At 38.4% G+C, this 21,732-nt stretch carries 25 protein-coding genes; 19 read left to right on the top strand and 6 right to left on the bottom strand.

The features are described 5' to 3' along the window. Positions 1–90: 90 nt before the first annotated feature. The 4 genes from CCY97_RS01150 to CCY97_RS01135 are packed head-to-tail and all read right to left on the bottom strand — an operon-like array spanning position 91 to position 3,377. Positions 91–834, bottom strand: coding sequence for a pdp protein (locus CCY97_RS01150; RefSeq protein ID WP_112063661.1), 744 nt, complete (start codon positions 832–834; stop codon positions 91–93). Then, the gene (locus CCY97_RS01145) at positions 831–1,256 is read right to left on the bottom strand and encodes a flagellar export protein FliJ (protein ID WP_112063660.1); all 426 of its coding nucleotides are present in this window, start codon (positions 1,254–1,256) and stop codon (positions 831–833) included. The genes CCY97_RS01150 and CCY97_RS01145 overlap by 4 nt, the downstream gene beginning before the upstream one ends. A 16-nt stretch (positions 1,257–1,272) precedes the next feature. Further along, complete coding sequence (locus CCY97_RS01140; protein WP_112063659.1) at positions 1,273–2,517, bottom strand: adenylosuccinate synthase; 1,245 nt, start codon at positions 2,515–2,517, stop codon at positions 1,273–1,275. A 2-nt stretch (positions 2,518–2,519) separates the two neighbouring features. Continuing rightward, the gene (locus CCY97_RS01135; protein ID WP_112063658.1) at positions 2,520–3,377 is read right to left on the bottom strand and encodes an ATP phosphoribosyltransferase regulatory subunit; all 858 of its coding nucleotides are present in this window, start codon (positions 3,375–3,377) and stop codon (positions 2,520–2,522) included. A gap of 195 nt (positions 3,378–3,572) precedes the next feature. Between CCY97_RS01135 and mnmA the strand changes: the two genes are divergently transcribed. Further along, positions 3,573–4,604, top strand: a complete 1,032-nt coding sequence (gene mnmA / locus CCY97_RS01130) for a tRNA 2-thiouridine(34) synthase MnmA (RefSeq protein WP_112063657.1) — start codon at positions 3,573–3,575, stop codon at positions 4,602–4,604. A gap of 63 nt (positions 4,605–4,667) precedes the next feature. On the opposite strand, the gene CCY97_RS01125 is transcribed toward mnmA, so the two are convergent. After that, a complete protein-coding gene (locus CCY97_RS01125; protein WP_112063656.1) occupies positions 4,668–5,282 on the bottom strand; it encodes a toxin-antitoxin system YwqK family antitoxin in 615 nt (204 codons plus the stop codon). Positions 5,283–5,401: 119 nt separating this feature from the next. Here CCY97_RS01125 and dnaE point away from each other — a divergent pair, with 119 nt between their 5' ends. The 18 genes from dnaE (at position 5,402) to actP (ending at position 20,366) form a co-directional block, all read left to right on the top strand. Beyond that, entirely contained in the window at positions 5,402–9,097 is a 3,696-nt protein-coding gene (gene dnaE / locus CCY97_RS01120; protein WP_112063655.1) for a DNA polymerase III subunit alpha, read from the top strand. Between the two features lie 88 nt (positions 9,098–9,185). Further along, positions 9,186–10,649: a cytochrome-c oxidase, cbb3-type subunit I gene (gene ccoN / locus CCY97_RS01115; protein ID WP_112063654.1), complete on the top strand. Its 1,464-nt coding sequence runs from the start codon at positions 9,186–9,188 to the stop codon at positions 10,647–10,649. Positions 10,650–10,666: 17 nt separating this feature from the next. Beyond that, positions 10,667–11,389: a cytochrome-c oxidase, cbb3-type subunit II gene (gene ccoO, locus CCY97_RS01110; RefSeq protein ID WP_112063653.1), complete on the top strand. Its 723-nt coding sequence runs from the start codon at positions 10,667–10,669 to the stop codon at positions 11,387–11,389. A 13-nt stretch (positions 11,390–11,402) separates the two neighbouring features. Continuing rightward, complete coding sequence (locus CCY97_RS01105; protein WP_112063652.1) at positions 11,403–11,609, top strand: cytochrome c oxidase, cbb3-type, CcoQ subunit; 207 nt, start codon at positions 11,403–11,405, stop codon at positions 11,607–11,609. A gap of 12 nt (positions 11,610–11,621) precedes the next feature. Further along, positions 11,622–12,491 (top strand): cytochrome-c oxidase, cbb3-type subunit III, encoded by an 870-nt coding sequence (gene ccoP, locus CCY97_RS01100; RefSeq protein WP_112063651.1) that lies wholly within the window; start codon positions 11,622–11,624, stop codon positions 12,489–12,491. A gap of 8 nt (positions 12,492–12,499) precedes the next feature. Beyond that, positions 12,500–12,703 (top strand): DUF4006 family protein, encoded by a 204-nt coding sequence (locus CCY97_RS01095; protein ID WP_112063650.1) that lies wholly within the window; start codon positions 12,500–12,502, stop codon positions 12,701–12,703. Between the two features lie 117 nt (positions 12,704–12,820). Continuing rightward, a complete protein-coding gene (locus CCY97_RS01090; RefSeq protein ID WP_112063649.1) occupies positions 12,821–13,507 on the top strand; it encodes a hypothetical protein in 687 nt (228 codons plus the stop codon). Next, entirely contained in the window at positions 13,483–14,085 is a 603-nt protein-coding gene (locus CCY97_RS01085) for a hypothetical protein (protein ID WP_112063648.1), read from the top strand. Before CCY97_RS01090 ends, CCY97_RS01085 begins: the two co-directional genes overlap by 25 nt. Further along, the gene (locus CCY97_RS01080) at positions 14,048–14,347 is read left to right on the top strand and encodes a hypothetical protein (protein ID WP_112063647.1); all 300 of its coding nucleotides are present in this window, start codon (positions 14,048–14,050) and stop codon (positions 14,345–14,347) included. The genes CCY97_RS01085 and CCY97_RS01080 overlap by 38 nt, the downstream gene beginning before the upstream one ends. Beyond that, a complete protein-coding gene (locus CCY97_RS01075) occupies positions 14,348–15,106 on the top strand; it encodes a hypothetical protein (RefSeq protein WP_112063646.1) in 759 nt (252 codons plus the stop codon). A gap of 8 nt (positions 15,107–15,114) precedes the next feature. Then, positions 15,115–15,489: a hypothetical protein gene (locus CCY97_RS01070; protein ID WP_112063645.1), complete on the top strand. Its 375-nt coding sequence runs from the start codon at positions 15,115–15,117 to the stop codon at positions 15,487–15,489. 60 nt (positions 15,490–15,549) lie between these two features. Further along, entirely contained in the window at positions 15,550–15,774 is a 225-nt protein-coding gene (locus CCY97_RS01065; RefSeq protein WP_112063644.1) for a YdcH family protein, read from the top strand. 9 nt (positions 15,775–15,783) lie between these two features. Beyond that, complete coding sequence (gatC, locus tag CCY97_RS01060; RefSeq protein WP_112063643.1) at positions 15,784–16,065, top strand: Asp-tRNA(Asn)/Glu-tRNA(Gln) amidotransferase subunit GatC; 282 nt, start codon at positions 15,784–15,786, stop codon at positions 16,063–16,065. Between the two features lie 21 nt (positions 16,066–16,086). Further along, a complete protein-coding gene (gene ung, locus CCY97_RS01055) occupies positions 16,087–16,803 on the top strand; it encodes a uracil-DNA glycosylase (protein WP_112063642.1) in 717 nt (238 codons plus the stop codon). Beyond that, entirely contained in the window at positions 16,800–17,393 is a 594-nt protein-coding gene (locus tag CCY97_RS01050) for a tetratricopeptide repeat protein (RefSeq protein ID WP_181562776.1), read from the top strand. The genes ung and CCY97_RS01050 overlap by 4 nt, the downstream gene beginning before the upstream one ends. A 22-nt stretch (positions 17,394–17,415) precedes the next feature. Further along, positions 17,416–18,135, top strand: coding sequence for a triose-phosphate isomerase (locus CCY97_RS01045; RefSeq protein ID WP_112063640.1), 720 nt, complete (start codon positions 17,416–17,418; stop codon positions 18,133–18,135). A gap of 219 nt (positions 18,136–18,354) precedes the next feature. After that, entirely contained in the window at positions 18,355–18,708 is a 354-nt protein-coding gene (locus tag CCY97_RS01040; protein ID WP_112063639.1) for a DUF485 domain-containing protein, read from the top strand. Then, complete coding sequence (gene actP / locus CCY97_RS01035) at positions 18,705–20,366, top strand: cation/acetate symporter ActP (protein ID WP_112063638.1); 1,662 nt, start codon at positions 18,705–18,707, stop codon at positions 20,364–20,366. Before CCY97_RS01040 ends, actP begins: the two co-directional genes overlap by 4 nt. A gap of 345 nt (positions 20,367–20,711) precedes the next feature. Here actP and CCY97_RS01030 read toward each other — a convergent pair whose 3' ends face one another. Further along, positions 20,712–21,698 (bottom strand): glycosyltransferase family 61 protein, encoded by a 987-nt coding sequence (locus tag CCY97_RS01030; RefSeq protein WP_112063637.1) that lies wholly within the window; start codon positions 21,696–21,698, stop codon positions 20,712–20,714. Between the last annotated feature and the right edge of the window lie 34 nt (positions 21,699–21,732).

Genomic DNA, 21,732 nt, shown 5'->3' with positions numbered 1-21,732 from the left:
AATCCCTGCTAAAAGAGGGGAATCCACGCTGATAAGTACAAGGTTTTTTTTTTTTTTTAGTGTGTTGTGACATAGGCAATACTTTAAGATTTAAGATTCGGATTCTTGGGTGGGGCTAGATTCTTGAGAATCTGAATCTTGTGGGGATTGTGGTAATCCTAACTCTTGGGGTGGTTGTATTGCAGGAGTCTCTGGAGCAAGAGGAGGATTTATAGGTTCTTTGTTTCTTGGCTCGCGGATTTTTTGTGTGATACTTGCGGCTTTTGGTGCATCCATTTTTGAGAGAATCCTACTGACATCTTTTGGATCCATCTGTGTGAGTATTTCCACGACCTCGCTTTCATCCATTTGTGAAAAGATTGCCGCAGATTTTGCTTCTTTCATTTGTTGGTAGCTTGCAATCACTTTATCATCATTTTTTTGTTCGATTTTTTTGAGAATCTCCTCATTTTGTGCGAGCATTTCTTGCACATATTCTTCTCGTGCTTTCATGGCGAGCTCTGCCTGCTCGTTTTTTTGCTGGAATTCTAAAAGTGTCTCTTCTTTGAGTTTTTGGAATGCCAATATCTTTTCATCAAGCTCTTTTTGGCTGGATTCTAGATTGCGTCTTTTTTCATCTAAAATCACTTGCGTAGCGTTTTGTAATACTTGTAGTGCCTGCTGACGCTCATCTATGGCTTGGAGTTCTTGACGAATTTCATCTTTTCTTTGCTCAAAGATGATATTACATTCAAGCAAGTCACTTTGTAAGGTTTTAGGCAAAGAGAAGTTCTGGCTTGGCATATCTGCACCTAATGACAAAGAGATTATAAGAATCAAAAAGAGTGCTTTCATAATGCCTGCCTTTTGTTTGTGTATAGCATTATCGCAATTTCATCTGTTTGCTTCTGTTGGACGAGCTTGAGTGCTTTCATAGAAGCTCGCTTTTCTTTAGTATCCAGATACTTGATTTTTTCGTATTCAATATGCAGCAGTTTATACTCTTCTTCCAAAGTTTTTACATGGGATTTGAGAGCAGATAGCTCAGCATAGAGAATCTCCATATGCGCAATAAGCGTATTTCTTGTTTGTGAGAGTGCAAAATACGATTGGTAGCTACCATTTGTTGGGAATTGTATCTGGGCTATTTCAGATAAGATCGCATCAATTTCTGCTTGCTTGTTCTTGATATGGATATTTTGTTGCGAAATCTTGCATTCTTGGGATTGGAGTTCTTTGGCTCGAAGCTGCAAGAGAAGAGAAAATTTTGTAGTCATATTTATCTCGTGCTTTCTAGCAAACAATCACATCATCGCGCTCTGGGCTAGTAGAGATAAGAGAGATTTTTACTCCTATTTGTTGTTGTAAAAATTCAAGATATGTTTTTGCTTCCTGTGGCAAGTCTTGGTATTTTCTTATGCCTGCTACTTTATCCCAACCGCTAAATTCTGTATAGATTGGCTTGACATTTTGGTAGTCTGTGGGGACATAGTCAATTGTTTGATTCTTATATTCATAGGCAGTACAGACTTTGACAGATTCCAATCCATCCAATACATCAAGTTTCATAATACTTAAGGAATCGCAGCCATTGAGCCTACAGGCGTATTTGGCAGCTACTATGTCAAACCATCCGCATCTACGCGCTCTTCCTGTCGTCGTACCAAACTCTTGCCCTTTCACACCCAAATACTCACCGTCTTTGCCAAAATCCTCTGTAGGAAAATATCCATTGCCCACGCGTGTGCAGTAGGCTTTGGCAATGCCAATGACCCTTTTGATGTCTCTTGGGGCTAATCCTGTTCCGCTGGATGCACCTGCAGCTATAGTATTAGAACTCGTAACAAAAGGGTATGTCCCATGATCAATATCTAGCATGCTTCCTTGTGCGCCTTCACAGAGAATCTTTTTTCCGTTATTTTGTGCATTCCACAGAAGTTGTGTGCTATCACACATAAATGGTACTAAGACCTTTGCATCTTGCTGCAAAGATTCTAAAAGCATATCTTTGCTAGGGAAGTTTAAGCCAAATTCTTGTGCTAATGGGTTAAGAGCATAGAGTGCTTGTTCGATTTTTTGCTCTAGTATTTTGGGATTTGCTAAATCATGCATTTGTATGCCAATCCTTGCAATTTTGTCAGTATAAGCAGGACCTACGCCTTTGCAGGTCGTTCCGATAGCTTTTTTGTCGGCATTAGATTCTTTGGCAATATCGAGCATTTCGTGGTAGGGCAGAATGATATGGGCTTTGTCGCTGATAAATAATCTGCCTTGCAGGTCTTTGAAGGGTTTTAATTCCTCAATGAGTGCTTTGGTGCTTATTACCACGCCATTGCCAATGATATTTTTACAATGCGGATACAAGATTCCAGATGGAATAAGATGGAGTGCAATCTTTTGCCCACTTACCACTATTGTATGCCCTGCATTATGACCGCCTTGATAGCGCACGACATAATCATATTCTTTTGCAAGAGAATCTACAATTTTGCCTTTGCCCTCATCTCCCCACTGGATTCCCACTACCAAATCAGCCATTTCTAGCTCCTTGTTGTATCTTTCAAAAGGTTGGTTACGATGCTATCAGTATAGATTGCAAATCCGCAAGAGGGTGTCTGCGAAATAGTATAGCTTCCGCCGATTACAAGCACTTCGTTTTTAAGAAACATACGATAAAACAATCCTTTGTAATATCCACCCGGCGCGCAAAACAAAGGAGAAAATATAATTTTTTGGTACTCGCAAAAGCTTGCACATTCAAGCAATGATTCTAATTCATCGCGCAAAAAATTGGGTGCATTTTTGAGTGTCTGCTGCAAGTCCTCTTTGGTGTGTGTTTGTATAAGTTCTTTCAAAAAATGTTCTCTTTGACCGAGTGCATAAATATTTGGATTGCTAAAAGCCTGTATGTCCAGTCCTAAGTGCTGTGCGCAAAGCATGGGAATTTTTTGGTTGCAAATTTGTAAGAATGGCTCTAGCCCAAGGTTATTGACAATAAGCGCTGAGAGACACATCACAGGTGCTAAACCCTGAGAATCCAAACATTCTGCCCCAATCTGGTGTAGCTCTGTGGTTGGGTAATCATATACCGGCTGTATATAAAACCACTTCTTATGGTGGCTTGCGCGTGAGATTCTTTTAGTGATCGTGCGCATGGCATCGATGGTGCTGTCATAGCGTAAAACAATCTGGTGGTTATCTTCTCCGCTTAGTCGGATCATATTGCGGTTTGAAAAATCATCTTGGTGTGCAAGAAAGCTAAAGGTTGGGGTCGCAATCTCTTTGTAACCATTCTCATAAAGAATCTGGACAGCAAGATTTTCTATATCGCGTTTTAGTTTCGCAGATTTATCAAAATAAAGTTTGCTACCCTGTGGCAATTCATGTTCAAAAATCACTGCTTTGTTCCAAAAAAATTAGTATAGAGAGTTATTGTCTTAATTATTTTAAGGGGCGAAATGCGCGGAAGTATAACACAAGCTAACTTAATTAAAAATTTACTTTAAAACTCTAAAATGCACTCTTTTAGCAGTCTCTGACACTATTTGACACTCTTGAATTTGGGTGGGATTTTTATTTTCATAAGGTTTCAAATGCAAAAAGTTGCTTTACTAATGAGTGGTGGTGTGGATAGCTCTTATTGTGCATATCTTTTAAAAAATCAAGGCTATGAGGTTTTAGGAATCTATCTGAAGCTTCATGAGAAAGAAGCGAAACACAATGTTTTCATTGGTAATGGTGAAAAGGTCGCCAAAGCTCTGAGTATAGACTTCCAAGTTATTAATGCCCAACAGGAATTTAAAGAGGTTGTTTATAACGAATTTATTGCTTCTTATAAACGTGGTCAAACTCCCAATCCTTGCTCGATTTGCAATCCTTTTATCAAATTTGGGCTTGCATTTGAGAAAGCAAAAGCTATGGGTTGTGAAAAAATTGCTACTGGTCATTATGCAAGAGTGACAGACTACAAAGGAATCAAACGTATCCAGAAAGCTGCAGATTCCACAAAAGATCAGAGCTATTTTTTGTATGCGCTTTCGCAAGATTCCATCGATAATGTTGTATTTCCACTAGGCGATAGTATCAAAGCAGATATAAAACCTACAGCACTAAAGCTTCTGCCATTTCTTGGCACACTAGAGACTTATAAAGATTCACAAGAGATTTGTTTTGTGGATACGGATTATATTGATATATTAAGGAAACACGAGCAGGTAGAGCAAGTAGGTGTAGTCAAGAATACACAAGGTGAGATTATAGGTGAGCATAAGGGCTACATGCAATATACTATCGGGAAACGCAAGGGTTTTAGGGTGTTTGGTGCGCATGAACCCCATTATGTGATGGGGATCAATCCAGAAAATAATGAAATAGTTGTAGGCACAAAAGATGAACTTCAAACTACAGAGGTACTTGCACAAAATCTCAGTCTTTCACCCGGTTTTAAAAATGGTGAATATGAAGTGAAAATCCGCTACCGCAGTTTGCCAATCAAAGCAGAAGTAAGGGTGGAAAATAATATCATCACAGCCCAACTCAAAGAAGCAGCTTATGGGGTAGCAAAGGGGCAAGCTATGGTGGTATATGACAAAGATGTAGTATTAGGTGGCGGAGTCATTCTGTAACGCGTTTTAAGAGAAAGTTTTTGTAGGTTGTTTAATTACTAAATATCTCTGTATTTAGTGGTGTCACTGTGTTTGTATTCGCCTTGATATTTCCTCGCCGTCTCTGTAGGTTATAAGAGCTTCCAGCTTCCCGTTTGGCGCGTAAAGTTTGTATGTGCCTTGTGCTAAGTCATTTTCATAAGCGCCCTCCTCTCGCAAGACTCCATTACGATAAAACCATCTATAATCCCCATTAGCATCTCCACCGACAAAAAACATTTCTGTTCGTAGCGCTCCATTAGTATAAAACCACCTACTCCAGCCATCTTGTTTGCCATTTTTAAAGTCTATTTCCCAAGCTATATTTCCATTATCATGGTGGAGGCGTATCGTGCCTGTATAGTTATCAATCTTAGAATAAGGCTCTAGACTATCTCCAAACTCTGCTGTAATCTCTGAAAAGTCAAATTTCAATATACCTGAGTTGCGTTTGTATTGTTTTGCTTTTGGAGTGTCCTTTTGGGATTCTAAAATGGTTATTTGTGAATCTTTTGTTGGGGTGGATTCTGTGGGCTGTTTTGCGATGGGTGGATTAGGCTTTGTTGTCTTAGATTCTGAAACTTGTGGGGCTTTTGGTGCTAAATTTACACAACCATAAAAACCAAGAGATAAACAAAATAGAATGCATACAAATCTCATAATTTTCCTTTAAGAATCACGCAAAGATGGAGATTCCTTAACTTCCATAAGGCTTAATAAGAATCAAAAAGACATTTTTTTATAATTGTATTCAATAAATCTAATACAAAGGAGTCGCTATGAGTTTCACGCATTTGCATCTGCATACAGAATATTCTCTGCTTGATGGGTTAAACAAAATCAAAAATCTTGCAAAGCGTATAAAAGAGTTGGGTATGAGCTCTGTAGCGATGACTGATCATGGAAATATGTTTGGGGCGTTGGAATTTTATGTAGCAATGAAAGAAGAGGGTATAAAACCAATTATTGGTATGGAGGCGTATTTACACAATGCAGATTCTCTGGGTGATAAAAATCTGCGCAGGTTCCATTTATGTCTTTATGCAAAGAATTATCAAGGCTACAAAAATCTTATGTATTTAAGCTCTCAAGCTTATATCAATGGATTTTATTACTATCCACGTATTAACAAAAAACTTTTACGCGAATATAGCCAAGGACTTGTATGCTCCTCTGCTTGCCTACAAGGTGAGGTGAATTGGCATCTGAATACACAAAATGAGCGCAATGTGATGCACGGGGCTAGAGGTTATGAGGTCGCTAAAGAAATTGCGCTTGAGTATAAAGATATCTTTGGCGAAGATTTTTATCTTGAGATTATGCGCCATGGGATTGATAATCAACATTTCATCGATGGGCAAATCTTACGTTTAGGCAAGGAGCTTGGTATTAAGGTTGTAGCCACTAATGATACGCACTACACATTACAAAAAGATGCTAGTGCGCAAGAAGTAGCGATGTGTGTAGCGATGGGAAGAACCCTAGAACAAAAAGATAGGCTAAAGCACTCTGTGAAAGAATTTTATGTCAAATCAGCAGAGCAGATGCAAATGCTTTTTTTGGATATTCCTGAAGCTATTGCAAATTCCCAAGAAATCGCAGACAAATGCAATTTAGAGCTTAGTCTTAAAAACAAGGAGATCAAAAATAAACACACAGGCGAAATCTTGCTTAAAAATTCGCCAGCCACACCACCAAAGTTTAAAAACACTCGACTTTATGCACAAAATGAAGGCTTAGATTCTGTTTTGGGGGTAGATTTAGAATCTATCGATGATTCTGTGTATTTTGCGCATAGATGTAGAGAAGGCCTCAAAGAGAGATTACAAAATATTGCTCCTGAGCTACATGAAACATATCATGCAAGATTAGAGCATGAGATCAAGGTCATTACTGATATGAAATTTCCGGGTTATATGCTGATTGTGTGGGATTTTGTGAATTTTGCTAAGCAAAATGGCATACCTGTTGGTCCTGGAAGAGGTTCAGCAGCAGGAAGTCTTGTGGCTTATAGTTTAAGAATCACAGATATTGATCCACTCAAATATGATTTGCTTTTTGAGCGGTTTTTGAATCCTGAACGTGTGAGTATGCCTGATATTGATATGGATTTTTGCCAACGCAGACGAGGAGAGATGATTGATTATGTAATTGGAGTGTATGGCAGACATAATGTCGCACAAGTGATTACTTTTAATAAAATGCTTGCTAAGGGTGCTATAAGAGATGCTGCAAGGGTATTGGGCATGCCTATTGTAGAGGCAGATTCTTTTGCAAAGCTTGTGCCAAATGAATTAAAAATCACACTTACAAAATACACAGACAAAGATGGTACAGAAAAGGATGGTGCTTGGGAAAAAGAGCCAAAAATACGCGAACTTGTAAATAGCAATCAAATGGCGCAAAAAGTATGGGAAGCAGCAATGCAGCTTGAGGGTCTTAATAGAAATGCTGGAATTCATGCTGCTGCAATTGTTATAGATTCCCAAGAAGAGCTATGGAATAAGGTGCCACTTTTTACAAATGACAAAGTCAAAGGCGTGGTAACGCAGTACCATATGGATTGGCTTGAAGCTGTCGATTTGATCAAATTCGATTTCTTAGGACTCAAAACTTTAACTGTGATTGATGATACATTAAAGCTTATCAAGAAGCTCTATGGTAAAGAGATCGATTTTGCGACGATGAAAATGGAAGATCCAGCGGTATTTGAGACTATACAAACAGGGAATACTTTAGGCTTGTTCCAAATAGAATCTAGCGGTATGCAAGGCCTAAGTCGGAGGCTAAAGCCTAGTACATTTGAGGATATTGTAGCGATGCTAGCGCTTTATCGCCCAGGACCTATGGAATCTGGCATGCTCGATGATTTTATTAAACGCAAGCACGGAGAACAAAAAATCGTTTACCCTTTCCCTTCTTTAGAGCCTATTTTGAAATCTACTTATGGGGTGATTGTCTATCAAGAGCAGGTTATGCAGATTGTGCAAAAAATCGGAGGATTTTCGCTTGGTGGAGCGGATTTGGTTCGTAGAGCTATGGGGAAAAAGAAAATTGATGAAATGCTGCGATTAAAAAAAGAATTTGCCGATGGAGCACAAAAGCAGGGTTATGATAGAGCGAAAGCGGAGGATTTGTGGGAGTTGATTGTGAAATTTGCAGGCTATGGGTTTAATAAGTCCCATTCTGCAGCCTACGCAATGCTTACTTATCAGACTGCTTATCTTAAAACTTATTACCAACACGAATTTATGGCAGCAATGCTTACAAGCGAGACGGCACGCGTAGAATCTGTAGCAAAGTACATAGAGGAAGTGAAAAATATGGGGTTAGAGGTCGTCCCGCCACATATCAATCATTCTGATAACGATTTTAGTGTGAGTGAGTTTGATGGGGTCAAAAAGATTGTGTTTGGGCTTAGTGCTATCAAGGGGCTTGGTGAAGGGCCTATCGAGGACATTATCAAGTATAGAGAGAAGAAAGGGAAATATAAAGATTTGCAAGATTTTGTGGGATGTATGGATTTTTCTAAATTCACAAAAAGAAGTCTTGAGCCACTTATTAAAACCGGGAGTTTGGATGGATTAGGATACTCGCGTAAAAGCATGCTTCATTATATCGAGGATATTTGTGAGGCTGGACGTAATAAAGACAAGGCCAAAGAATTACTCTCAGATTCTCTATTTGGAACACTGGAAGATGCGATTGATACCAATACCGTGCTTTTTAAATTCATGGATTGTCCGGAATACGACATAAATACAAAATTGGATTATGAATTTGAATGTATGGGAATCTATGTCAATGGTCATCCACTTGACCAATTTAAAAATGAATTAAAGGCTATAAAAGGCGTTGTGAAATCCAGCGATATTAGCCAATTAGCAATAGGTAGCCAATGTATGCTTGTAGGCAAAGTGCTAGAAGTTAAGCGAAAAATAAGCAGAAAAGGCTCTGCTTATGGGGGTGTAGAATTTTTAGATTATGGAGGAAAACTCAGTTTTATGGTTTTTGAAGGACATTTGAATACTTTAGAATCCATGCAAGAAGATATCCAAAAAGGCGTACCGATTGCATTTAAATGCAAAATTGAAGAACGAGAAGAGAAAAAAAATGTACGAATCTTTGGTGTATTCTCTCTCCAAGACGCAAGTACGCAAAGTGTCTCTCTTAAAAAAGAGAATCCAAAACAGCAAAAAGAATCCCAAGAATCTACAGAGCAATCCCAAAGTACAGATATTGATCTTATGCCAAGCGTAATAGATGTTTGCACGCCTCTGGTACTTGTTATTGATGATAAGGACACAAATCCTTTGCTTTTTAAAGAGATCAAAGACATGGCGACCGAATATGCTGGAGAGAGAGAGCTTAGAATCCTTGTCCAAGATAGTGGAACCAACTATACCTTTGTAAGCAATCTTAAGGTTGGTTCAAGAATCAAAGAGAGATTCCAGCACCTCCATTGGGTAGGCTAATCTTCGCTGTCCTTGAATAAAAATTAATACAGCTTTAATTTAGAAACTGATAGCATTCAAGATTATTCTATGAATGGGGGTTTAAGAGATGCAAAGCAGTGCATTAGAGTATGATTATTCGATAGCAAAGTTGTTTGTGTTTTCGACTTTGCTGTTTGGTTTTGTTGGGTTGCTTTTGGGTGTCGTGGCTGCATTTCAGCTAGCAATCCCAGACCTCAATTATTTAGCTGCAGAATATGGGACTTTTGGACGAATACGACCACTACATACAAATGGCATTATTTATGGTTTCACATTAAGTGGTATTTGGGCTTCTTGGTATTACTTGGGACAGAGAGTGCTAAAAATCACTTACCACCAACACCCATTTTTGAAAGCTGTTGGGTTGGTGCATTTTTGGCTGTATATGGTACTTATGGTATTGGCTGTTGTAACGCTCTTTGGTGGAATGACACAATCTAAGGAATATTCAGAACTTATCTGGCCCCTTGATATTATAGTTGTGCTTGTTTGGGTGCTTTGGGGTATAAGTTTATTTGGCAGTATGGGTGTGAGGAGAGAGAAAGTTATTTATATCTCGCTTTGGTATTTTATTGCCACGTTTACAGGAATTGCAACATTGTATATTTTCAATAATCTTGCGATACCCACTGGAATCATCGCGGGCGTAGGAAGTATATTCCACTCGATTTCTTTGTATGGCGGGACAAATGATGCAATGGTGCAATGGTGGTGGGGGCATAATGCTGTGGCATTTGTATTCACAACGGGTATAATCGGGCTTATCTACTATTTTCTACCAAAAGAATCAGGGCAGAGAATCTTCTCTTACAAACTCACGCTTTTTTCGTTTTGGGCATTGGTGTTTGTATATATTTGGGCAGGCGGACACCATCTTATTTACTCAACCACTCCAGATTGGATTCAGACATTAGGCTCAGTGTTTTCTGTGATTTTGATTTTGCCTTCTTGGGGAACAGCTATTAATATGCTTCTTACCATGCGCGGTGAATGGAATCAAATAAAAGAATCTCCAATAATCAAATTCCTTATTCTTGCATCTACATTCTATATGCTCACTACTCTGGAAGGTCCAATCCAATCAATACGTTCAGTCAATGCCTTAGCGCATTTTACAGATTGGATTATCGGACACGTCCATGATGCGGCACTTGGCTGGGTAGGCTTTATGATTATTGTAGCTGTCTATCATATGGTGCCTAGAATCTTTAAGCGTGAGATTTATTCCAAAAAGATAATAGAAGCACAATTTTGGGTGATGACTATAGGCATAATCCTTTATTTCTCAAGTATGTGGATTGCAGGAATCACTCAAGGGATGATGTGGAGAAGTGTGGATGAATTTGGAAGCTTGATTTATAGCTTTATTGATACAGTCAATAACATCATCTCTTTTTATTACATCCGTGCTATTGGTGGATTGCTCTATTTGGTGGGATTTGTCTTGTTTATCTACAACATATTTATGACTATCTCTTCAGGGAGAATCTTAGAGAAGGAACCTGTGAATGCTACACCAATGGCAGCTTAAATAAAGGGAGGTGAGTTATGTTTAGTTTTTTAGAGAGAAATCCGTTCTTTTTTACGCTTGCTTTTGTGTGTGTATTTTCTATAGCAGGACTTGTGGAGATTTTACCCGGATTTGCAAAGACTGCACGTCCAATAGAAGGACTCAAACCTTATAGCTTGCTAGAAACTGCAGGTAGGCAAGTCTATATTGCTGAGGGTTGCTATAACTGCCATTCGCAACTCGTACGTCCTTTTAAAGCTGAGACAGATAGATATGGTGCATACAGTCTGAGTGGTGAGTATGCATACGATAGACCATTTTTGTGGGGATCAAAGCGGACAGGGCCAGATCTACATAGAATCGGTGACAGAAACTCTGCTACAGATTGGCATGATGGACATATGTGGGAGCCTACTTCTCGTGTGGCAGGATCTATTATGCCTGCCTACAAACATCTCTATCACAAAAATGTGGATTTTGAAACAGCTTTTGCAGAAGCCTATACGCAAAAAGTTGTATTCAATGTGCCTTATGATGTACCAAACGGTGTGCAGATTGGTGCTGAGGAATACAAAAAAGGCGACAAACAATCGCTTGCTAAGGCAAGAGAGATTTTTATGGCTGAGGCAAAGGTCATAGTCGATGAAATGACAAACAAAGGTGTCAAAGATGCATATGCTAGAGGTGAAGTAAAAGAAATTGTTGCATTGATTGCTTATATGAAAAGTCTAAGTCAAGCGCGTAGAGCACCAGCCAAATAATAGAGGTGTGAAAATGGATACATTCATAGGATTTATAAGCCAGCATGCTAGCGTGCTTTATACGCTCTCTACTTTTGTGTGTGTTGTGTTCTTGTATGGTTATATCTACCATTTGTATTCTGCGCAGAGAACAGGCAAGAGAGATTATGAAAAATACGCAGATTTAGCACTCAAAGATGCTTTAGATGATGCTCTTATCGAGTCGCAAGAGAAGAAATAAGAAGGAGTCAGAATGCAATGGTTTAATTTATCAGATAGTGTAAATGCTCTAGCGTTGCTAGGGGCAGCGGTTATCCTTATTTTGACAATTTTTATTACGGGGTTGTACCTCAAGAAGATCAAAGATTCAAGAAGTGAAAGTGAGGAACAATTAGATCATACTTGGGATGGTATTGGTGAGCTTGCAAATAATATTCCAGTAGGTTGGGTAGCATGTTTTATCGGTGTAATTATTTGGGGTTTTTGGTATTTTTTTGCAGGATATCCACTCAGATCTTTTTCACAGATTGGCCAATACAATCAAGAAGTTGCCCATTATAACGCCTCATACGAAAAGACTTGGGCTAGCCTCTCGCAAGAAAAGCTTGAAATGATGGGTTCAAGCATATTCCAAGTACAATGTGCCCATTGTCATGGTCCAAATGCTGATGGCATGGAAGGTAAAGCACAAAATCTCCTTGTGTGGGGTAAAGAAGAAGGAATTATTGAGACCATCAAAAATGGTAGCGATGGATTGGGTTATGCAATGGGTGCTATGGAACCAATTGAGATGAGTGATGATGATGCTAGGGCAATCGCTGCTTTTGTGATGAAAGAGATTTCTGCACTCAAGAATACAAAATTCGAGAATGAAGTAGATAAAGGCAGAGAATTGTTTGTAGATATGGGCTGTGTGGCTTGCCATGGTGATGATGGTAAGGGAATGGAAGGTATGGCTGCAGATTTGAGCACTTATGGCACACCAGCATTTCTAAAACATGTTTTAGAAAATGGCAAAAGAGGCAAAATAGGAATTATGCCTTCGTTCGGATATGCCAATTTTGCATCCATACAAGAAGAAGCGTTAAATGCCTATATACAATCACTTAATGCTGAAGAGTAGGAGGATTTATGGATAAATTATTTGGAATCAATGGACTTGCAGGGCTTTTATTGGTTGTGGTTGTGCTGCTAGGAATTGCAGCATGTCTGGCTACTCGTGCTTTATCTATCCAGCAAGTTCAAGCCACAAACTACTACAAAATAGAGAATCCAAGCAATATCCCTCAAGAAGTCAAAGACGCTTCTATGTATTATAAAAATGTCAAGGAGTAGGCGATGAATTTTACATTTATAGAAAAGATTCTTTTTGTCCTCATTATTTTGACTATTCTTACGACTATTGCTATGCCATTTATGCCTGATTTGTTCTTGCATATGACCTAAGACTTGATGTTTAAAAAACTCATTTTTCTTCTCTGTCTTGGGTTCTACGCTCAAGGTGGAATCCATCCCATTTTGCTTGATGAAAAACTTTCACTCAAACCAAACACAAGAGAATTTATCAATACGCTTGGCAATGAATTGTATAAAAAAACAGGATTTCGCTTACAGGTTGTCATAATAGATGATAGCGGGCGTGTGTGTGAGAATACAAAAGTTTTATTGGGTGTGCAATCACCACTGCTTTGCACTTCGGGGTTTGTATATAACTTCACTTCCTTGCGTGCTTTTGAAGATGCTTTTTTGAAGTCTTATAGCAATGAGCCTTATGGTGTGTTTTTCTTTTATACCAAAGAGCGCAAAATCGATATTCTACTAAAGCCAAAAGATGTATTTGATGATGAGCGTGTGTTTTTTGAATATATGGCGCCACTTTTGCCAAAACCAAGAGAGATTTTAGATTCTGCGCGGATCTCAGCTATTGTATTTAATGGCTACAGCGAAGCAGCAGATTTAGTAGCTAGCTATTATAAAGTGAGTTTGGTGAGCAATATTCCTCGTGATGAAAGTGGTTCTAGAGGTTTTGTGAAATTTAGCATGTATTTCATGCTGCTCAGTATTTTTGGCTTGTTGGGTTTTGTGTTTGTGAGTTCGAAATTGAAAGGAAAGAAGTGCAGAAAAACTATTGGCCATTAACAATCATTGGAATCATTGCCTTTGGCATTGTGATTATTTGTGTAGGTGTGGTCATTGCCGTGAAAAATCCTGTGAGTGATGAGCTAAGCTATGGTGACAAAAAGCGAGTGATTGATGAGAAAATCAATGATATTTTGCTTACACAGAGGGCATTTGAGGCGGATTCAAAAGTATTTTTGCAAACAGATTTTGCAAAGCTGCCCTTAAAGTCTGCGTATGAGAAGAGCAAAAATCGTTTAGTTACACAAAGTGATTTTGTTGATATTACCAACCCGAGTTTTTCTCTTATCATACAATCATCATACACTATACTGAGTGCAGATGCAGATATTGAAGGTTTTAGTAGCGATATTGTCCCTATACATATACAGCTTTGCCAAAACCCTCCAGATTCTGAAGTGATTGTTTTTCGTCCTTGTATAAATTTTGGTGTAGTCAAAATTGGACGCTATAAAATGCGTTTTAATATCAAATATTTGGATGGAGATGTTTTACAAAAAGTGTATTTTGAGGAAAATGTCTTTATTGGAGACTTGCCAGATGGATACCAACAAAACAAAAGCATTTATTCTTATTGAATGTTTGAATGCCTTAGTGATGTGTGCTTTTGCACTTTTGCTTCTTTTCAGTGTTGTGCGTTTTTCTTCTCATCGTCTGGGTATGCAAAAGGCTGAAATTAGTAGTTTACATGACATTTTGTCTGCAGATTTGATCCCTTGTAATTCTGTGGATATGAAAATTTCTCATAAGACTTTTGCAATCCAATCTTGTGTCGTATACAAAGATTCCTCTTTGCCTTATTCGTTGCATTTTCTTAAAGTCCAACAAGCTCGTAAATAAATGCAGACTTCTCAACGCAAACTCAAATATGGCTTTGCTAGCATAGAGCTGCTTTATAGCATAGTAATCTTTGGTGTGATTGGTATTGCTTGTGCAAATAGCACTCTTAGTCTTACAAAATATTTTTATACCACTTCTATACATAAGCGATTGGATTCACAAATTGCACTCTTAAAAATCCAGAATCTTCTCTCATCATCTGTTGCTTTAGAGCTCTCTAGCACAAGTGCTGAGTTTTATTTGATTGATAGACAGAGGCTTTTTGGGTATGGCACTAAAGATTTTCAGTTTGCACGTTTTGCTGCTAAGGATTCTGGTCTTTTGCTGCCACAAGTTCCGCTAGAGATTTTGCAGATTCAGGACAAGACACTCTTTCTTGCATCGCATCTCCCAAACACGGGATACAAAGCTAATGAAAAAATAGCACTCATTTGCCGCGATCCTAATTCTCAAGTAATCGAGCAAATTGCAGAGATTAAAGCCGCAAATAATAAAACTATAGAGTTAGATTCTGCCCCTTTGAATACTTGCAAGATAATTTTGCCTTTAGAGCAACAAAAAGTGAGAGTGCATCTTGCTCAAGATAAAATTTTCTTTAATGGCGAAGCTTTACTAGATTCTGTTACAAAATTTGCATTCAAAATGTCTCATTCATCAACATTGGGCGAAATGGTGGAATTCTTGTTTTGTCAGAATCACAGGTGCTTTAAGGGTGCGAGTTTTGTAGCAAAACATGGGGATTTTGTGCCGATGCGTTAGGAAGCAAGATGGGTAAAAGTAAGGTAGAAAATGGATTTGTTGGTTTTTATGCTGTGTTTATGTTGATTTTTGTAGCGATGTTTTTGGAATATATTTTTATCCTCTCTCCGATAGCTCCACTCAGTCATATCCATGCTAAGACGCAGCTAGAGGTTTACGCAAAGAATGCTTATGATTTTGGGTTGGTATGTTTGCGAGATTTGGGAGTGGGTGAATGCGGGTTGTTAGAAATGGAGTTTGAGAAAGGTTACAAAGTAAGTGCAAGACTGCACGCAATCGAAGATTCGTTATATTTACTCGACATTACCTCATCTGTCAAGAATCCTGTCACCTCTAATACACAGCGGGTTGTTAGAAGACATGTTTTAAGTAGATTGCAATGATTTATTTTCTCTTAAAGGCAAATTCCTTTATAATCTCTCGCATATTTCAAAGGAGATAGTATGTTTCACGAATACAGAGATGAAGTAAGCAAGCTAAAAACTGAAAACGCACATTTTGCAAAGATTTTTGATGAGCACAATGAACTAGATGATAGGATTAAGAAAATAGAAAGTGGCGAAGAATTACTTTCAGATATAGAACTTGAAGTCCTCAAAAAGCAAAAGCTGCTTTTGAAAGATGAAGCCTATGCGATGATTTTGCAGTACCGCAAGACACACAAATAAGACCTCAAAATGCTCATTGATGATACCCTTTTAGCAAGACTCCAAAAGCTTGGCATGATAGAAATTCCTAGCGAAAAGAAAGAGCAGATAAAGGCACAATTGAGCGAGATTTTAGAATTTGTACAGAATCTAGAGAGTCTCAGCACTACATCTCTCCCAAGTCCTACCACAACTCTTAAGACACCGCTTCGTGAGGATGAAGTTATTTACAATGGTATTGGTAGAGATATTTTAGAAAATGCACCTCTCAAAGAAGATGGATTTTTCATCGTCCCAAAAATTATTGAATAAATATCTTTGGTAGCAAGCAGAGTGGCAAATCTAGATTCTATCAAGCTACCAAATCAATGGAAAGTCTTGCTTCGTGGTTTTTTAGAAAGCCAGACTTTTGAAAATATAAGAACAGCCTATCTTACAGAATTAAAGACAGGTAAAACTCTCTACCCACCCCCAAGTATGCTTTTTAAAACGTTTTTTCTTACTTTACCTAAAGATGTGAAGGTCGTGATCTTAGGCCAAGATCCTTATCATGGCGCTATCAATGTGACATGCAAAGATGGCTTAAAACTTGTACCTCAAGCTATGGGTTTGAGTTTTTCTGTCCCTAAGCCCTTGCCTCCACCTCCTTCGTTGAAAAATATTTACACAGAACTTGCGCGTACTTGTGGATTTATCCCTCCAGATCATGGCGATTTGAGTGTCTGGGGAGAGCGTGGCGTGCTTTTATTGAATGCGATTCTAAGCGTAGAAGCAAACAAACCAGCTTCGCATAAAGGCTTTGGATGGGAATCTTTCAGCGATGAAGTCATTAAGGTACTATCAGAGAATTTTGAAGGGATTGTTTTCATGCTATGGGGAAATTACGCCAAGAAAAAAGCCTCGCTTATCAATCAATCAAAACATTGCATACTTACAGCACCACATCCAAGCCCTCTGGCACGAGGTTTTGTGGGAAGTGATGTATTTTTAAAAGCTAAGCAGTATTGGCTTTCCTGCCAAAAAGAACCCCTTGATTGGAATCTAGAGTGAGAGTTTTGTTGGTGTTTTGCTTTCTTGCTGGGGTTGCGCAAGCCATATCTGTAGAGAGAAGCTTGAGTGAATTTCGAGCATATATTTTGTATCAGTCCAACAATTATGAAAGAGCCTTAGAGATTTACACAGAGCTTTTTAGAGAATCTCAGACTTGTAAGAGTGCTTATAATCTTGCTAATACATACTACAAACTGGGTATTTTTGCAAGTGCGCTCAAGTTTTACAAACAAGCATTGGATTTGCCCTGCAAGCAAGAGTTTAAGACACAAGCATTTTATGCCAAGATTTACCACAATCTGGGTAATAGCTTTTTTATGCTCAGTGATTTGCCACAGAGTATTCAGGCTTATAAATATGCATTAAAACTCCATCCTACTAGCCAAAGCAAGAATAATCTTGCATACATCCAAGACATGGCTGCAAACAAAGGAAGCTTTGCAAAGATTATCAAAAAACAAAAAATACAAGCTCTCTCTAGGCCTAGTAAAAATTCTGTAGAGCTTTTTATGCCAAATTTGGAGGATTTACACAAAGACCTCAAACCCAATGATAAGAATCTTGAATATAAGAATTTACAACATTGGTAATTTCACTCTTTAAGGATATTGTATGAAACTCATAGCGGCTAATTTCAAATGCAATCTTACGCGTCAAGCTACTCATAAGTATCTTGCAGACTTAGATTCTCTACTCCAAGACATACAATCCCCTCTACAAATTTTTCCAAACACCTCTGCACTACTTGATAATAACTTCAAACATCTTAGTATCGGTGCGCAAAATGCTACTCCAGCCCTCAATGGGGCATTTACAGGAGAGATAGGACTAGAGCAACTCAAAGAATTTGGGATAGAGAGTATTCTGATTGGACACAGTGAAAGGCGTACTCTTTTTTATGAAGATCAAAAAATGCTAGCGCAAAAATTTGACTATTTTGCAAAAGAAGGTTTTAAGATATTTTATTGTGTCGGTGAGAGTTTGGAGGTGCGAGAGAGTGGAAGAGTAGAGGAGTTTTTGCATAATCAGTTTGTAGGGATTGATAGTGGGTATGAAAATCTTGTAGTAGCTTATGAGCCTATATGGGCTATTGGCACAGGGGTTAGCGCTAGCATACAGGATATAGATAAGACACATGCCTATCTTAAAACTGTGACTAATTCTCCTCTACTTTATGGTGGGAGTGTGAATGCAAAGAATGCTAGCGAAATTCTTGCTTTAGAAAATGTCTCTGGCGTACTAATAGGAAGTGCAAGCTTACAAAAAGAGCAGTTTTTAGACATTATCTCTGCAGGTAGAAATACGAGCGCAAAAAATATTCAAAGTAAATAATTTTTACAACCCAGATTCCAAACTCAATTTTTTTTTTTTTTTAATCCTTATATCAATCTAATGCAGGTCGTTAAAGACACTACTATATTTAATTTGATACAAAAAGTAGCTATGCCAATTTTTCTATAAAAATTCTCATCCTGGCATTTATCTTTTTAATATTTACTATTTTAGTGAAGCGTTGAAGCTTCAATAGTTTTACAAATAAGGAGAGTGAAAATGATTTGCAAAAATAATTATTGTGAGCCAGGTAATGATGAACAAAGAGCTTTATATATGGAGTTTGAAGCATTTATGCAATTTAAAATGCGTTTTACTATTTTTCTGACTATCGTTGTTCTGGGTTGCTATTTTGGCTTTCTCACATTAGTGGCATTTTTTCCAGAGTTTTTGGCTTTGAGTGTGGGAGATTCTCCCGTAACACTTGGGATTGTCTTTGGTCTTTGCTCAATTTTGTTAGGGGTATTAGGCACGGGAATTTATAGCTTTATAGCCAATATATTTTTAGATTCTAAAGAAGCTGAGATTGTGGAGAGAATGAAAAAAATTGGTCTTATCAAGGAGGATGTATGAAAAATCTTCTTTTATGTTTGAGCATTTTTGGAATCTGTGGTAGCTATGTATTTGGCGCAGCATTTGATAGTGGCGGCGAAGTAGAAAAATCTTCTTTTAATCTCACTGCTGTGGTTATGTTTATTGCTTTTGTTGTTAGCACACTTGTCATTACTTATTTTTGTAATAAAAAAACCCAATCCGCTTCGGCGTTTTTCACCGCTGGAGGAGGAATCTCTGGCTTCCAAAATGGACTGGCAATATCTGGGGATTATATGAGCGCTGCAGCCTTCTTAGGGCTTAGCGCACTGATTTTTTCTTACGGATTTGATGCACTTATTTACCCTGTTGGATGGACTATTGCCTGGCCTGTTATTTTGTTTCTCATTGCAGAGAGATTCAGAAATCTTGGGAAATTCACTTTTACTGATGTGGTCGCATTACGTTTAGAAGAAAAGCCTGTGCGTGTCATTGCAGCTATTAGCTCACTGGTAATTGTGATTTTATACCTCATCGCACAAATGGTAGGCGCAGGGCAACTTGTCCAAACACTCTTTGGCTTGCCTTATGCAGTGGCGGTAGTTCTTGTTGGACTTTTGATGATGTGTTATGTGATTTTTGGAGGAATGCACGCTACAACTTGGGTACAGATTATTAAGGCATCTTTGCTTTTAAGTGGCACGACTTTGATGGCGCTAATGATTATTTATCTTTCGAAGTTTGATCTTAGTTACTACTTTGGCGAAGCGATTAAAAACCACCCCAAAGGCGATGCAATCATGAAGGCTGGGGTATTCTTTAAAGACCCTGTAGCAACTATCTCTTTGGGGCTTGCAGTTACCTTTGGTACCGCTGGATTACCGCATATTTTGATGAGGTTTTTCACGGTCAAAGATGGCAAAGAAGCTAGAAAGTCTGCCTTCTATGCTACGACTTTTATTGCTTACTTTTTTATATTGATGTTTGTGCTAGGCTTTGGTGCCATTGCCTTTGTGCTAGGCGATGCACGTTATGTAGATGAAAATGGTGCATTCACGGGTGCTAGCAATATGGTTGTTATCGTGCTTTCAGAGATATTAGGCGGGAATATCCTCTTAGGCTTTATCTCTGCTGTGGCGTTTGCGACCATCCTTGCTGTAGTTTCTGGGCTATGTATTAGTGGGGCTGGAGCCATAGCGCATGACCTCTATACGCATACTTTTAAAAACGGACAGGCAGATTCTAAATCCCAAATGAGAGCTAGCAAAATTGCTACTGTTGTGTTAGGCGTGCTTTCTATTGCACTAGGCTTTGTGTTTGAGAATCAAAATGTCGCTTTCATGGTTGGACTAATCTTTGGTATCGCTGGAAGTGTAAATTTCCCAATTATTCTGCTTTGCATTTATTGGAAAGGGCTTACTACTAGAGGCGTATTTGTAGGTGGGATGTTAGGGCTTATTGCTGTGGTTGGGTTTGTGATGCTTAGTCCTAGTATGTGGGTGAAGACCTTTGGGTTTGAAAGCGCGATATTCCCTTATGATCATCCTGCGATATTTTCTATACCGCTTACATTTTTCTTACTGTGGTTTTTCTCTGTAACGGATAAAAGTGCAAGAGGTGAGATTGATAGAGATGGCTTTGAGGCTTTTGATTTTCGAGCCAAAACAGGCATTGGCGCTTCATCTGCGCTAGAGCATTGATTGTTGCAAGAAAGCGCAAAAGTACTTTTAGAGCTATATAAGATTGTGTTTTGGAAATTGTGCAATCTTGCAGTATCAATGGCAGCAGCGATATGAGGCATAGTGGTAAATGGTATGCATAGCCTTGACTAAGCAAATGCCTCATCTTGCTTTTATTGCATTTCATGGAGTGAAAGCCACAGAGTTATGGTTTTATCTGCAATAAATCTGTATTTCCTAGAATCTTACAAAGGCAAGATGGAAGCGGAGTGCTAGATACTGATGCCAAGATCTCTTTACCCAACATAAGCGCTACAAAGCTTTGTAGCACTTATGTTAGATTTGGCAGATTCTTGCTCTTAAGACCTAGCTAAAATCTACATATTCTTTCATGATACACAAAGCCTTTCTTAATTCATTTGGCGCAAAATAGGCACTCTCTTTTTGTGGGTGCATTAAAGTATTACTTGTCTTGCCTATGAGATAAAAATATTTACAATGCTTTAAAAGTGCTGTTAGCTGGGGATTATTGTCATGGTAAAACTCACTAAAAAGTTCTAAAACAGCAATCTTATCATTTGCAAAAATCACATTATCAAGCCCAGATCCATGCATACTAGCGACAATCTTAGATTCTCTTAAGATATTTATCTGCTCTTGGATGCTATGAGAATCTGGCAAGATAATCTCAAAGCCAAACTCGCTAAACACTTCTTCTACTTCACCGAGATTTTCTATATTGCGATTGGAATCTTTTGGGCGCGTAAGAAAAATCTTGCGTGTAGGATTCTTATAAGGCTGAAGATTGAGTAAGTTTCTGTAAATATAGGGTGTGATTGCGCTTTGTATAAGAGTACGGTAGTGTAGATTGGCTCTATATTCTATAAGTTCATATTCGCATAAAAGTGTTGGAATAATGAGATTTTGTGCTTTGATAAGTGTCTTTGGGTTGGCGATAATGAGTTGGGATTTTTGGATTCTTAGAAGTTCTAACATTTGTTTTTGGAACTCCATTTTGTGAGGCAGAATGTAGAAATCAATCTTTTTATTGCTACGACGCACTTGCTCTACTCCTACCATAACCTCTCTGATAAAATGCCCATAGCAATCCCCCACATCTCTAGTAAGAAGGGCCACATTACCGCTGACGTATACAATCTTTTTGCAATAAAAAAGCGTAAGCCAATTTTTACAAAGAGAGGCGATCAATTTGAGTTTTTGCCTAAAACTAGGATTCTTAGACACAGTAAGTATATGTGTGCGGTTGCTTGTATAAGAAAGAAGAGCTTTCTTGCTTTGCGTGAAAACAAGCTCATGCTCCATGCTCGCATATGCATTTGGCAAAAGGCGCACGACAAGTTCTTTGGCTTTGTAGGTGTAAGGACGA

The sequence above is a fragment of the Helicobacter sp. 10-6591 genome, from assembly GCF_003288805.1.
Lineage (GTDB): Bacteria > Campylobacterota > Campylobacteria > Campylobacterales > Helicobacteraceae > Helicobacter_F.
Note: the sequence above shows the minus strand (reverse complement) of the source record. Positions and strands in the feature narration are given on the sequence as shown.